Source organism: Pseudomonas brassicacearum, assembly GCF_918698105.1.
Taxonomy (GTDB): Bacteria; Pseudomonadota; Gammaproteobacteria; order Pseudomonadales; family Pseudomonadaceae; genus Aquipseudomonas; species Aquipseudomonas brassicacearum_F.
In genome coordinates this window covers 103,256-116,422 of record NZ_CAKKMI010000007.1, presented here as the reverse complement: position 1 = coordinate 116,422, position 13,167 = coordinate 103,256, and the positions used below count along the sequence as shown (strand labels likewise).

Genomic DNA, 13,167 nt, shown 5'->3' with positions numbered 1-13,167 from the left:
CGGTGTATCAGTCAATAAAAGGGTGGCTGACACTCCGCTATCGCGAGCAAGCTCGCTCCCACAAAGGCTCCCGCAGGGGGCAGCTACAACCCCACATCCCACTCCGGCATCTCGGGAAACCTCAGCACCAAAAAATCCAGCAGGCTGCGCAGCGCCGACGGCATGTGTTTGCGGGAGGCGTACACCGCGTACATGTTCATCCGCCGGGGTTCGGCGTGGGGCAGCAGGCGGATCAGTTCGCCGTTCTTGATATGGGCGCCTGCCTGGTAGCTGGGCAACATCGCTACGCCTGCGCCGGCGATCGTTGCCTGAAGCAGTGTGCTGGCTTCGTTGGCGCTGATGTTGCCTTGCACCGGCACCGAGACCTGCTCGCCGTCCTGCTCGAAATGCCACAGGCTTTTGCCTACGTAGGAATGGGTCAGGCAGTTGTGTCGGCTCAGGTCTTCCACGCGCATCGGTGTCGAGTGCTCACGCAGATACTGTGGCGAGGCGCAGATCACCGAGCGGCAGACCGTGAGGCGACGGGCAATCAGGTTCGGGTCCAGGTCGTTGCTCATGCGGATCGCCAGGTCGATGCGCTCGTCCACCAGGTTCACGGTGCGGTCGAGCATTTGCAGGTCGACGCTCACCCCCGGGTATTGCTTGACGTATTCGGCCATGGCACTCGCCAGTTGGGCCTGGCCGAACGAGGTGCTGGCACTGATACGCAACATGCCCCGTGGCGCATCGTCCGGGGCGCTGACGGCGGCTTGCATGTCGCCGGACAGCTCCAGCATCTGCCGGCAACGCGGCAGGATCTCCGAACCTGCGGCCGTCAGGCTCAGCTTGCGGGTGGTGCGGTGCATCAGCCGGGCACCGACCCAGTCCTCCAACTCCGCCAGATACCGCGACACCACCGGCCGCGACAGGTCCAGATGCTCGGCCGTCGCCGACTGGCTACCCAGGTCCACCACCGTGACGAACACCTGCATTGCTTGTAGACGATCCATGATCTGCCCGATTTCAGAAACAAACTATGTTCGATCATCGCATTTTTTGGAACGAGTCAGGTCACTAAGCTCCGTCTCATTCCCTTTCGGGCCTTTGGACAACGGAGCACACCATGACCGGATTCACCCCACTCAAGCGCCTGCTGCTGGCAACCGCCGCCCTCGTTTTCACGGCCCAGACCTGGGCCGCCGACCTGACGCTGGACGTCTATAACCCCGGCGCGGCGGCGGTTTTCCCGGTGACTTCGGTTTTAGTCAGCGGCGAAAAAGAGGCAATCCTGGTGGACGCCCAGTTCGGCAAGACCCAGGCCGAGCAGGTGGTGGAAAAAATCCGCGCCAGCGGTAAGCGATTGACCACGATCTACATCAGTCATGGCGATCCAGACTACTATTTTGGTCTGGAAACCCTCACCGCCGCGTTCCCCGAGGCCAAGGTGCTGGCGTCCGCGCCGACCGTCGCGCATATCAAGCAGACCATGGACGGCAAGCTGAAATATTGGGGGCCGATCTTGAAGACCGATGCCCCGGCCAAAGCCATCGTGCCGCAGGTGCTCAAGGGCGATAGCCTGGCCCTGGAAGGCCAGCGCTTGCAGATCGTCGGCCTCGATGGCCCACAACCGGACCGCAGTTTCGTGTGGATTCCATCGATCAAGGCCGTGGTTGGCGGTGTGGTGGTGGCCGAGAACATTCATGTCTGGATGGCTGACACCCAGACACCGCAGTCCCACAAAGACTGGCTGGCGACCCTCGCCGGTATTGAAAAGCTGCAACCGAACACCGTGATTCCGGGCCACTACCTGGGTCAAAGCGCCCGTTCCCTGGCCCCGGTGACATTCACCGCCGGCTATATCAAGGCCTTCGATGAAGAAACCGCCAAGGCCAAGGATTCCGCCGCGCTGATCGCCGCCATGAAGCAACGCTACCCGAACCTGGGTGAAGACAGCTCCCTGGAGCTCAGTGCCAAGGTGGCGAAGGGCGAGATGAAGTGGTGACAACCCTGATTCCAGGGTAGCGGATGCGCTTTTGTGGCGAGGGAGCTTGCTCCCGCTGGGCTGTGTAGGAGCTGTCGAGTGAAACGAGGGCTGCGATCTTTCCCCAGACACTTGAATTCCAAGCGAAAGATCAAAAGATCGCAGCCTTCGGCAGCTCCTACAGGGCCGAGCGGGAGCAAGCTCCCTCGCCACGACGGTGTACATACCGCAAAGTTTTGTCATGTCCGTTTCGAGCACAGCTTTAATAGCCCCTATGTGTAATCACTGGAGAACACCATGAGCAAAATCGCAATCATCGGCGCCACCGGCCGCGCCGGCAGCCAATTGCTGGAAGAGGCCCTGCGCCGCGGCCACAGCGTGACCGCCATTGCCCGCCACGCCACGAAAATCGGTGAAAGGGCCGGGGTGGTCAGCAAGCAATTGGACGTATTGGACAGCGAGGCGTTGACCGCAGCCATCACTGGCCATGACGTGGTGATCAGTGCCGCTCACTTCGCCAGCGTGCCGGCCGACAAGGTCATCGCGCCGGTGAAAGCCGCCGGGGTCAAGCGTTTGCTGGTGGTCGGCGGGGCCGGTTCGTTGCTGCTCCCGGACGGCTCTCGTGTGATCGACAGCGATGGCTTCCCGGAGGAATACCTGGCCGAAGCCAGCGCCGGAGCGTTGTTCCTGGACGTACTGCGCCAGGAGCAAGACCTGGACTGGACCTTCCTTTCGCCATCGGCAGAGTTCGTCGAAACCGAGCGCACGGAGCAGTTCCGTCTAGGCAAGGATCATTTGCTGTTCGACGCCGCCGGCCGCAGCTGGATCAGCTTTGCCGACTACGCCATCGCGATGATCGATGAAGTGGAAACACCGCAGTATTCGCGGACGCGGTTTACCGTCGGTTACTGATCTTGCATGCCCTGCACGAACTCTCTGACCTGCGCGAACTGTAGGAGCTGCCGAGTGCAACGAGGCTGCGATCTTGCCCCTGACAATTGAGTCACGAGCGAAAGACCAAGATCAAGATCAAAAGATCGCAGCCTTCGGCAGCTCCTACGGGGGATGTGCGTCGCCGCATATTCAGCCGTGAACCCGCACCCAGACGCTGACCAGCACCGTCGCGGCCATCAGCCATGCCACCGCCGCCACGGCCAGGGATGCCTCCAGGCGCATGCGGTCGACCATCACGTAAAGGGTCGCCAGGTAGACGAAGTACGGAATGATCGACCACATCCCGAACACGATGGTGGTCTTCAGGTCGTCCACCGAGCGGCCCTTGCCGACGATGTAATGGGCGATCAGGGCGAAGGTCGGGAACAGCGGCACCAGCCCGGCGATGTAATAGTTCCTGGTCTTGGCCAGCATCGCCAGGATGACCACCACGGCTGCACCGAGCGCCGCCTTGAAAATCAGATCCACAGGTTTCCCGCCCAGTTGATTAATGGCTCAAGCCATATTTTTTGACTTTGTCGAACAGCGTGGTCTTGGCCATGCCCAGTTCCAGGCTGGCCTGGGTCAGGTTGCCACCGCTGCGTTGCAGGGCGTCCACCAGCAGGTTGCGCTCGAAGGCTTCCACGGCTTCGGCAAAGGCCAGGCCCTGGTTGCCGCCGCTGGCACCGGAGCGCTTGAACGCCGGCAGGCCCAGGGCGTAACGCTCGGCGACGTTGCGCAGTTCGCGTACGTTGCCCGGCCAGTCGTGGCTCATCAGGTTCGACAGGGTCTGGTTGTCCAACTCCGGTACCGTGCGGTCGAAGCGCAGGGACGACTGCTGGAGAAAGTGCTTGAACAGTTGCAGGATGTCTTCGCGCCGCTCGCGCAGTGGCGGTAGTTCCAGGGTCACCACGTTGAGTCGGTAATACAGGTCGCTGCGGAACTGCCCGGTCCGGCCCATTTCGTCCAGGTCGGACTTGGTGGCGGCGATCACCCGGCAATCCACGGCCACGCTCTGGTTCGAACCCAGGCGTTCGAGGGTGCGTTCCTGCAACACGCGCAGCAGCTTGATCTGCAAGGGCAGGGGCATGCTTTCCACTTCATCGAGAAACAGCGTGCCACCGTCGGCGTGTTCGATCTTGCCGATCCGGCGTTTGCCGGCCCCGGTAAAGGCATTGGCCTCGTGGCCGAAAATCTCGCTTTCGAACAGGTTCTCCGGCAGGCCGCCGCAGTTCAGCGCGACGAACTGCTTGTCGTGGCGTCGGCTGAAATCGTGCAGGCAGCGGGCGACCAATTCCTTGCCGGTGCCGGTTTCGCCTTCGATCAGCACGTTGGCCGAAGTGTCGGCGACGTTGGCGATCAGCGCGCGCAGGTGTTGCATGGCCGGCGAGCGGCCAATGATCCGGCCTTCCAGGGAGTCGCGTTCGGCCAATTGCCGGCGCAGCGATGACACTTCCCGGGCGAGGCTGCGCTGTTCCAGGGCGCGACGGGCGACGTCCACCAGGCGCTCGGGGGAGAAGGGTTTCTCCATGAAGTCGTAGGCGCCTTTTTGCATGGCACCCACGGCCATGGAGATATCGCCGTGGCCGGTGATCAGCACCACCGGCAGGCTGCGGTCCCGTGCCTTGAGGCGGGTCAGCAATTCCAGGCCATCGATGCCCGGCAGGCGAATGTCGCTGATGACGATGCCCGCGAAATTATCGTCGACTCGCTCCAGGGCCTCTTCGGCACTGCCCACGCCAATGCAGGGAATGTCTTCCAGAGTCAGCGCCTGCTGGCAGCCCAGCAAGACATGGGGGTCGTCTTCGACGATCAGTACGCTCAGGTCGTTGTTCATAGCGGCTCGGCAGGTGGAAGGCTGACCAACGGTAGATTGAGGACAAACGTGGTGCCACGCTCAAGCGGGTACTCGACGCCCAGGTGCCCGCCAGCGGCGGCCGCCAGGCTCGCCGAGAGCGTCAGGCCCAGCCCCAGGCCTTGTTCGCCAGGTTTGGTGGTGAAGAACGGTTCGAACAAATGCTTGCGGGCCTCTGGATCGATGCCGTGGCCATTGTCCCGCACCCGCAGGCGGTATTTGCCATCGACCGACTGGCCATCGAGCCACAGTTTCGGTTCGGATTGCGTCTGCATGGCATCCAGCGCATTGCCGATCAGGTTCACCAGGATCTGCTCCAGGCGAGTCTGGTCGATTTGCAATTGGACGTCATCGAAACTGCTATGGATCTGGATATGCAGGTTTTCCAGGCGCCCACCCAGCAGTTGCAGCGCCGCCTCGACGGCCTTGCCCAGGCTGGCCCGGCCCTGGTCGTCCCCACGCCGGGCAAAGGAGCGCAGGCTGGCGGTGATCCGGCCCATGCGGTCGATCAAATCGTTGATGGTCTTGAGGTTGGCGCTGGCAATGTCCAGCTGGCCGCGTTCCAGGAAGCGCACGGTATTGCCGGACAAGGTGCGCAGTGCCGCCAGCGGCTGGTTGAGTTCGTGGGCGATGCTGGTGGACATCTGGCCGATGGCCGCCAGTTTACCGGCCTGGACCAATTCGTCCTGGGCCCGGCGCAAGGTCTCTTCGGCCTGGCGCCGCTCGCGGATCTGGCCCTTGAGTCGTTCGTTGCTGGCGCGCAGGTCGGTGGTGCGTTCGGTAATCCGACGCTCGAGCTGGTTGTTGGCTTGCTGCAAGGCTTCCCGGGCGGCGAGACGGGTGGCGATGACCTTGCGCCGTTCGTTCCAGGCGATCAACAGGAACGCCACCAGGGCGAAGGCCACGGCCACCAGGATGCCTTGGTTGATCGCCTGGCGACGCAGGTCTTCAAGTGGGGTCAGCAGGGTGAAATTCCACGGTGTATCGCTCAAGGGCCGGGTCTGCGACAAGTAGCTGATGGCGCGCTCGTCGGACACCAGTTCGCTGTTGGCCGGGAACGTCAGTTTCTCCATGCCTTCGGCCAGGCGTTCCCGGGCCAGGGGCACCAGTTCATTGAGCGGGAACCAGTAGTACTGCAGGCTTCGGGCCAGGCGCTCCTTGGTGTCGTCGCTCAGGGGGCGAACCGACTTGAGCCGCCGCGCCGGGTCGCTGGACAGGATGATGATGCCGTTCTCATCGCTGACGAACGCCTCCAGCCGCGCTCGCTGCCAGCGCTCTTCCATGGCTTCGAGGCGCACCTTGACCACGGCCACGCCAATGATCTTGCCCTGTTGCTCCAGGCCATGGGCCAGGTAGTAGCCGGGTTCGCCGTTGGTGCTGCCGATGCCATAGAAACGCCCCGGTTGGCCGCGCACGGCGTTCTGGAAATAGGCGCGGAAGGACAGGTCTTCGCCCAGGTAACTGTCGACATCGCGCCAGTTGCTGGTGGCCATCACCCGGCCGGTGGTGTCCATCACGTAGATGGCCCGGCTGCGGCTGCGGCGGTTCAGGCCTTCGAGGTATTCATTGACGGTCTTGCGATGCTCGGGCGTGGGGTCGTCGAGCAGTTGCGAGACACTCGATTCAAGCTCCAGCAGGCTGGGCAGGTAGGTGTACTTGCTGATCTCGCTCTCGACCGCACGGGCGTGCAGCTCCAACTGGCGTTCGCCATTCTCGGCGAGGCCACGTACGCCGTAGTGCTCGCTGATCCAGAAGCCGAGGTAACCCAGGCCGATCATCAAGGCAATGACCAGTGGCGGCAGGAACAGATGGCGGATCAGGCGGGGTTTCACGGCAAGTGATGGCGGCGCGGCGCGATAAAGGGTGGGGTCGCATTTCATCACAGAAGCCTTGGGTCAACCACAACACAAATCGACAAGCCAACACTTCTCCCTTGTGGGAGCGAGCTTGCTCGCGATGACTGCTGATCAGTCGACAATCAGGTGACTGGCAGTCCGCTATCGCGAGCAAGCTCGCTCCCACAGTGGGGAGCGGTGTTGTTTAGTGCTGCAGGATTTTCTCAAGGAAATGCTGCGCGCGTTCGGAGCGGGCGCTGATATCACCGAAGAACTCTTCCTTCTTGCAGTCTTCGATGATCTGACCCTGGTCCATGAAGATCACCCGGTTCGCCACTTTGCGGGCGAAGCCCATTTCGTGGGTCACGCACATCATGGTCATGCCTTCGTGGGCCAGTTGCACCATGACGTCAAGCACTTCGTTGACCATTTCCGGGTCGAGGGCCGAGGTCGGCTCGTCGAACAGCATCACCACCGGGTCCATCGCCAGGGCACGGGCAATCGCCACGCGCTGCTGCTGGCCGCCGGAGAGCTGGCCCGGGTGCTTGTGGGCGTGGGCCGAGAGGCCGACCCGCTCAAGCAGTTGCAGGCCTTTTTTTGTGGCTTCTTCCTTGCTGCGGCCCAGCACCTTGATCTGCGCGATGGTCAGGTTTTCGGTGATGGTCAGGTGCGGGAACAGTTCGAAATGCTGGAACACCATGCCCACGCGTGAACGCAGTTTCGGCAGGTTGGTCTTCGGGTCGGCGATGGAGGTGCCATCGACCACGATGTCGCCTTTCTGGAACGGTTCCAGGGCGTTCACGCACTTGATCAGCGTGGATTTGCCGGAACCGGACGGCCCGCACACCACCACCACCTCACCCTTGCTGACCTCGGTGCTGCAATTGGTCAGTACCTGGAAGTCCCCATACCACTTGTTGATGTTTTTGATAGAGATCATACGGCGAACCTTTTTTGCAGACGCTTGACCAGCTGCGAGGCGGCAAAGCTGACGGTGAAGTACACGAGACCTGCGATGATCAGGAACTCATTGGAGCGGCCGATGATGTCACCACTGGCCCGCGAAGCATTGAGGAAGTCCACCAGGCCGACCGTGTAGACCAGCGAGGTGTCCTGAAACAGGATGATGCTTTGTTGCAACAGCAGCGGGGTCATCTTGCGAAACGCCTGGGGCAGGATGATCAGGCGCATGACCTGGCCATAATTCATGCCCAGTGCCTGGGCGGCACCCATCTGGCCCTTGGGGATCGACTGCACGCCGGCCCGGACGATTTCGCAGAAGTACGCCGCTTCGAACATCATGAACGCCACGATGCAGGAACCGAATGCCCCGATCGGCGTGTCTTCGCCGGTAATCCAGCGCAGCACGAACGGCACCGCCAGGTAGAACCAGGTGATCACCAGCAGCAGCGGGATAGAGCGGAAATAGTTGACGTAGGCGCCAGCGAGATTGGAGACCAGCTTGTTATGGGACAGGCGCATCAGCGCCAGGATCGTCCCCAGGATGATCCCGCCGACGACACCCATGGCCATCAGCTTGAGGGTCATCACCATGCCGTTCCACAAACCGGGAATGGCCGGGATGATGCCAGTGAAGTCGAATTCCATTATTTACCCCCCACGGAGATCAGGCCGGGCACCGCGACTTTCTTCTCGACCATGCGCATGAGCAGCATCAGGCTCATGTTCAGGGTGAAATAGATCAGCGTGGCCAGGGTGAAGGCTTCGAACAGGTTGGCGGAGAATTCGGCGGTCTGCTTGGTCTGCGCGAGCAACTCCATCAGGCCGATCAGCGAGGCCACGGAGGAGTTCTTGAAGACGTTGAGGAATTCCGAGGTAAGTGGCGGAATGATGATCCGGTAGGCCTGGGGCAGCAGCACGTTCCAGTAGATCTGCGGCAGCTTGAAGCCCATGGCGCGGGCGGCGGATTCCTGGCCGCGGGGCAGCGCCTGGATACCGGTGCGCACCTGTTCGCAAACCCGGGCGGCGGTGAACAGGCCCAGGCACACCACGACGCTCAGGTAGGCCGAGGTGGTCGGGTTCAGGTCCTGCTTGTACCACTCCTGCATATCGGCGGGCAGCAGGTCCGGCACCAGGAAGTACCAGATGAACAGCTGAACCAGCAGCGGCACATTACGAAAGAGTTCCACGTAGCAGGTGGCGATGCCCGACACCAGCCGGTTCGGCACGGTACGCATCACACCCAGAATCGAGCCTAGCAGCAGGGCGATGATCCAGGCGACGACGGCGATGGCGATGGTCCAGCCCAGGCCGGCCACGTACCAGTCGAGATAAATCTCGCTGCCGATGCCGGTGGACTTGAAGAACACGCCCCAGTCCCAGTTGTAATTCATTAGGGTCTCCCCTCAGATCGTTCGATGTACAAATGCCCGCCTGGGGAAACTCCGTTCCCGCCCGGCTTGAAGGCCAGGCACACGCGATCGGCTCGACAGCCACCGGTTCGAGTGTTTCCAGATTTGCCAGCAGGGAGTGACCATCCCCTGAAAGGGCCGGGCCCCTCCAGGAGATAAGGTTAGTCAGAAATCAGGATTTCTTGTCGTCAGCCGCTTTATCGGTCGGCTTGGCGATCAGTGCCTTGAGTTCGTCGCTCATCGGGAAGTTCAGGTTCAGGCCTTTTGGCGGGATAGGTTGCATGAACCATTTTTCGTAGATCTTGTTGATCTCGCCCGAAGCGTAGGTGGCCTTGATGGCGTCATCGACAGCCTTTTTGAACGGCTCGTCGCCCTTGCGCATCATGCAGCCGTAGATTTCGTAGGACTGTGGAGTACCGGTCACGGCCCAGTCATCGGCTTTCTTGGCCTTGGCGGCTTCGCCAGCCAGCAGGGCGTCGTCCATCATGAAAGCAACGGCGCGGCCGCCTTCGAGCATTTGGAAGGACTCGCCGTGGTCCTTGGCGGAGATGACATTCATGCCCATCTGCTTGTCGGCGTTCATCGCCTTGAGGATGCGCTCGGACGTGGTGCCGGCGGTGGTCACGACGTTCTTGCCCTTGAGGTCGTCGAAATCCTTGTACTTGGAATCTTTCTTGGACAGCAGCTTGGTGCCGATCTCGAAAATGCCAACGGAGAAGTCAACCTGCTGCTGACGCTCGACGTTGTTGGTGGTGGAACCGCATTCCAGGTCCACGGTGCCGTTCTGCACCAGCGGGATACGGGTTTGCGAGGTGACCAGGTTGTATTTGACCTGCAGGTTGGGCAGGTCCAGGTCTTTTTTCAGCGCTTCGACGACTTTCATCTGGATATCGTGGGAGTAGCCAACCGGCTTGCCGGAAGCGTCCGCGATGTAGGAAAACGGAATGGAAGCGTCGCGATGGCCAAGCGTGACAACGCCGGACTCTTTGATCTTTTTCAGTGTGCCGGTCAGTTCGGCTGCGAAAACCGGAGTGCTGATCAGAGCGGCAGCAATGGCTGCGCCCAGGAGATGGGGAACGATGCGCATCTATATTTCCTCGACATTGTTTTTTTTATTTCGGCCGGTTTGTCGGCCCTGAGTACTTCGAAGTGCCTGGCAGCTCCTGTTGTGTTGGCGTACAGGCATTCGTCTCCAGGAGTGTAGAGCATGACTCGTGCCAGGCCAGGCTGTTCTGTTTAACCTGTTGTTTTAGCTAGTAATTAATGTTTTGTTTCAGGTTTTATACGGGCTGATTTATCCGGTTAGCCGAACTGACTGATGGGTTCTGTTCGGAAAACCGAATGGCTGGGGTCTGACTCGATCCATTGTGGGAGCGAGCTTGCTCGCGATAGCGGTGGGTCAGTCGCATAGAGGTTGAATGGGCTGGCCTCATCGCGAGCAAGCTCGCTCCCACAGGGTTCTGTGGTGTGTTCCAGAATGCAAAAAGCCCCTGAATCGCCAGATTCAGGGGCTTTGGGTTCAGCGGGCTATGGTTCAGGCCGCTTCGATCTTGCGGCGGTTGTGCTCGACCTTGTCCAGGTACTGCTGCAGTTTCTCTTGCTCAAGCGCGGTGGTGAACAAGCCCAGCTTGCTGCGGCGCCAGAGGATGTCCTGGGCATCGACGGCCCATTCGTCACTGCACAGGTAGTCGATTTCGCGAGTATAGAGGCCGGCGCCGATGTGCTCGCCCAGGTCGCCGAGGTTGTGCACGCCTTCGAGCATGCGCCAGGTGCGGCTGCCGTAGGTGGTGGCCCAGCGGCGGGCGATGTCGGTTGGCAGCCAGTCGAACTTGTCGCGGATCGCCGAGCACAGCGCCTGCGGGGTGGTCATGTTTTCGCCGCCGGGGAGGGCCTCTACGGCGGTCCAGCTCGGACGCATTTGCGTGAAATAGGGAGCCAGTTGCGCCATCGCCGATTCGGCCAGTTTGCGGTAGGTGGTCAGCTTGCCGCCAAACACCGACAGCAAGGGGGCTTCTTCACCGCCACCTGACAGCGCCAGGGTGTAGTCGCGGGTTACGGCCGATGGGTTGTCGGATTCGTCGTTGCACAGCGGACGCACACCGGAATAACTGTGCAGGATATCGTCGCGGCTGATCTGCTTCTTGAAGTGGGCATTGACCACCTTCAACAGGTAATCGGTTTCGCCCTCGGTGATCGCCACTTTGGCCGGGTCACCGGTGTATTCGCGGTCAGTCGTGCCGATCAGGGTGAACTGGTTCAGGTACGGAATGGTGAACACGATGCGCTGGTCTTCGTTTTGCAGAATATGCGCATGCTCGCCTTCATAGAGTTTTGGCACGATCAGGTGGCTGCCCTGGATCAGGCGGATGCCGTAGGGCGATTCCAGCTTCAGGTCATCGCGAATGAACTTGGCGACCCACGGACCGGCGGCGTTGACCAGTGCCTTGGCGCGAATCGAAAACAGGCTGCCGTCGGCACGTTCCAGGTGCAAGTGCCACAGGCCTTTGCTGCGACGGGCGTTCACGCAACGCGTGTGGGTGTGGATATGCGCGCCTTTTTCCCGGGCGGCCATGGCGTTGAGGACCACCAGCCGCGCATCGTCGACCCAGCAGTCGGAGTATTCGAAACCTTTGGTGATCTCGCTTTTCAATGCGCTGTCGGCACCGAACTTCAGGCTTTTGGAGCCGGCGAGCTGCTCACGTTTGCCCAGGTGATCGTAGAGGAACAGGCCGGCGCGGATCATCCAGGCCGGGCGCAGGTGCGGGCGGTGGGGCAGCACGAAGCGCATTTGCTTGACGATGTGCGGGGCCTTGGTCAGCAGCACTTCGCGCTCGGCCAGCGCTTCGCGCACCAGGCGGAATTCATAATGTTCGAGGTAGCGCAGGCCGCCGTGGATCAGCTTGCTGCTGGCCGACGATGTGTGGCTGGCCAGGTCGTCCTTTTCGCAAAGGAACACCGAAAGACCGCGACCGGCAGCGTCCGCGGCAATCCCCACGCCGTTGATACCGCCACCAATGACGGCGACGTCGTAAACCTCGGCGAGAGGGGGCGTAGGCAAGGTAGAAGTGGGCATCGGCTGGCCTCGGGCTCTTTTCGTAATATTTGAAATCGAACATAAATGTTCATTTGCGAAAATACTAGCCCATAAAGACGGCAACAGCCAGTCAACTTCGATTGAAAATACTGATCAAGGGAAGCTGAAAGGAAAATTTTCGAACATGAAGAGAAATTGAAGCCGATAGGGAAGCATTTGTGGCGAGGGGATTTATCCCCGCTGGGTTGCGCAGCAACCCTAAACCCCGGCGACTGGGTGTATCAGGCAAATTGAGTGACTGTATTGGGGTTGCTTCGCAACCCAGCGGGGATAAATCCCCTCGCCACAGGGGATCGGGGGTGAAGTTAAACCACCTCCAGCCGAATCTTGTGCTGGCTCAGCAATTGCGCCAAGGCCGGCACGGGTTGCTGGTCGGTTACCAGGCAGTCGATCAAGCTGATGGGCCCCAGGCGGACCATGGCGTTGCGCCCGAATTTGCTCGAATCCGCCGCCAACAGCACTTGCCGGGCGTTGGCGATGATGGCTTGGGAAACCCGCACTTCCTGGTAGTCGAAGTCCAGCAGGCTGCCGTCCTCATCGATCCCGCTGATGCCCACCAGGGCGAAGTCGACCTTGAACTGGTTGATGAAGTCGACGCTGGCCTGACCCACCACGCCGCCATCACGCCGTACGTTGCCGCCGGCGATCAGGACTTCGAAGTCGTCCTTGGCGCTGAGGATCGAGGCCACGTGCAGGTTATTGGTGATGACCTTCAGATGGTTATGATTGAGCAGCGCTCGGGCGATGGATTCGGTGGTGGTGCCGATGTTGATGAACAGCGAGGCATGATCGGGGATCTGGGCGGCGATGGCTTCGGCGATGCGTTGCTTCTCGTCGCGCATCTGATCGGCGCGCATGGCGTAGGCGGTGTTTTCCACGCTTGAGTCGTAGGCGGCGCCGCCGTGGTAGCGACGCAGCAGGTTCACTTCCGCCAGTTGGTTGATATCGCGGCGAATGGTTTGCGGGGTGACGACGAATAGCTGCGCCATTTCCTCGATGCTGACATAACCGCGTTCGCGGACCAGTTCGAGGATTTGCTGCTGGCGGGGAGGCAGATTCATGGGGCTTCCTTTGGGCTGCCGTACAAAATTTGCCCATGATGCCGCAGGAATCCACTC

At 60.9% G+C, this 13,167-nt stretch carries 12 protein-coding genes; 2 read left to right on the top strand and 10 right to left on the bottom strand.

What is annotated here, in order from left to right; genetic code table 11:
• Positions 1-83 precede the first annotated feature (83 nt).
• Positions 84-989 (bottom strand): LysR family transcriptional regulator, encoded by a 906-nt coding sequence (locus LQ215_RS05075; protein ID WP_230147632.1) that lies wholly within the window; start codon positions 987-989, stop codon positions 84-86.
• Between the two features lie 113 nt (positions 990-1,102).
• Between LQ215_RS05075 and LQ215_RS05070 the strand changes: the two genes are divergently transcribed.
• Both LQ215_RS05070 and LQ215_RS05065 read left to right on the top strand, forming a co-directional pair.
• Positions 1,103-1,981 (top strand): MBL fold metallo-hydrolase, encoded by an 879-nt coding sequence (locus tag LQ215_RS05070; RefSeq protein WP_230147631.1) that lies wholly within the window; start codon positions 1,103-1,105, stop codon positions 1,979-1,981.
• A 276-nt stretch (positions 1,982-2,257) separates the two neighbouring features.
• Positions 2,258-2,872, top strand: coding sequence for an NAD(P)-dependent oxidoreductase (locus tag LQ215_RS05065; protein WP_230147630.1), 615 nt, complete (start codon positions 2,258-2,260; stop codon positions 2,870-2,872).
• A gap of 171 nt (positions 2,873-3,043) precedes the next feature.
• Here LQ215_RS05065 and LQ215_RS05060 read toward each other — a convergent pair whose 3' ends face one another.
• The 9 genes from LQ215_RS05060 to LQ215_RS05020 form a co-directional block, all read right to left on the bottom strand.
• Positions 3,044-3,373, bottom strand: a complete 330-nt coding sequence (locus LQ215_RS05060; protein WP_170862026.1) for a GlpM family protein — start codon at positions 3,371-3,373, stop codon at positions 3,044-3,046.
• Positions 3,374-3,401: 28 nt separating this feature from the next.
• Positions 3,402-4,730 carry a sigma-54-dependent transcriptional regulator gene (locus tag LQ215_RS05055; RefSeq protein ID WP_003204987.1) on the bottom strand — a complete coding sequence of 443 codons (1,329 nt, stop codon included), beginning with the start codon at positions 4,728-4,730 and terminating at the stop codon, positions 3,402-3,404.
• Positions 4,727-6,628, bottom strand: a complete 1,902-nt coding sequence (locus tag LQ215_RS05050) for a sensor histidine kinase (RefSeq protein ID WP_230147629.1) — start codon at positions 6,626-6,628, stop codon at positions 4,727-4,729. The genes LQ215_RS05055 and LQ215_RS05050 overlap by 4 nt, the downstream gene beginning before the upstream one ends.
• Before the next feature lie 160 nt (positions 6,629-6,788).
• A complete protein-coding gene (locus LQ215_RS05045) occupies positions 6,789-7,523 on the bottom strand; it encodes an amino acid ABC transporter ATP-binding protein (protein WP_003204983.1) in 735 nt (244 codons plus the stop codon).
• Entirely contained in the window at positions 7,520-8,191 is a 672-nt protein-coding gene (locus LQ215_RS05040; protein ID WP_230147628.1) for an amino acid ABC transporter permease, read from the bottom strand. The genes LQ215_RS05045 and LQ215_RS05040 overlap by 4 nt, the downstream gene beginning before the upstream one ends.
• Positions 8,191-8,937: an amino acid ABC transporter permease gene (locus tag LQ215_RS05035; RefSeq protein WP_230147627.1), complete on the bottom strand. Its 747-nt coding sequence runs from the start codon at positions 8,935-8,937 to the stop codon at positions 8,191-8,193. Before LQ215_RS05035 ends, LQ215_RS05040 begins: the two co-directional genes overlap by 1 nt.
• Positions 8,938-9,127: 190 nt before the next feature.
• Positions 9,128-10,042: a glutamate/aspartate ABC transporter substrate-binding protein gene (locus LQ215_RS05030; RefSeq protein ID WP_230147626.1), complete on the bottom strand. Its 915-nt coding sequence runs from the start codon at positions 10,040-10,042 to the stop codon at positions 9,128-9,130.
• A gap of 447 nt (positions 10,043-10,489) precedes the next feature.
• Complete coding sequence (glpD, locus tag LQ215_RS05025) at positions 10,490-12,028, bottom strand: glycerol-3-phosphate dehydrogenase (protein WP_230147625.1); 1,539 nt, start codon at positions 12,026-12,028, stop codon at positions 10,490-10,492.
• 326 nt (positions 12,029-12,354) lie between these two features.
• Positions 12,355-13,110 carry a DeoR/GlpR family transcriptional regulator gene (locus tag LQ215_RS05020; protein WP_003204973.1) on the bottom strand — a complete coding sequence of 252 codons (756 nt, stop codon included), beginning with the start codon at positions 13,108-13,110 and terminating at the stop codon, positions 12,355-12,357.
• Between the last annotated feature and the right edge of the window lie 57 nt (positions 13,111-13,167).

Excerpts from the sequence above, each read along its gene's own strand:
- LQ215_RS05075 (WP_230147632.1), bottom strand. The coding sequence starts at position 989 with ATGGATCGTCTACAAGCAATGCAGGTGTTCGTCACGGTGGTGGACCTG.
- LQ215_RS05045 (WP_003204983.1), bottom strand. The coding sequence starts at position 7,523 with ATGATCTCTATCAAAAACATCAACAAGTGGTATGGGGACTTCCAGGTA.
- LQ215_RS05050 (WP_230147629.1), bottom strand. The coding sequence starts at position 6,628 with ATGAAATGCGACCCCACCCTTTATCGCGCCGCGCCGCCATCACTTGCC.
- LQ215_RS05035 (WP_230147627.1), bottom strand. The coding sequence starts at position 8,937 with ATGAATTACAACTGGGACTGGGGCGTGTTCTTCAAGTCCACCGGCATC.
- LQ215_RS05040 (WP_230147628.1), bottom strand. The coding sequence starts at position 8,191 with ATGGAATTCGACTTCACTGGCATCATCCCGGCCATTCCCGGTTTGTGG.
- LQ215_RS05030 (WP_230147626.1), bottom strand. The coding sequence starts at position 10,042 with ATGCGCATCGTTCCCCATCTCCTGGGCGCAGCCATTGCTGCCGCTCTG.
- LQ215_RS05020 (WP_003204973.1), bottom strand. The coding sequence starts at position 13,110 with ATGAATCTGCCTCCCCGCCAGCAGCAAATCCTCGAACTGGTCCGCGAA.
- LQ215_RS05065 (WP_230147630.1), top strand. The coding sequence starts at position 2,258 with ATGAGCAAAATCGCAATCATCGGCGCCACCGGCCGCGCCGGCAGCCAA.
- LQ215_RS05070 (WP_230147631.1), top strand. The coding sequence starts at position 1,103 with ATGACCGGATTCACCCCACTCAAGCGCCTGCTGCTGGCAACCGCCGCC.
- LQ215_RS05055 (WP_003204987.1), bottom strand. The coding sequence starts at position 4,730 with ATGAACAACGACCTGAGCGTACTGATCGTCGAAGACGACCCCCATGTC.
- glpD (WP_230147625.1), bottom strand. The coding sequence starts at position 12,028 with ATGCCCACTTCTACCTTGCCTACGCCCCCTCTCGCCGAGGTTTACGAC.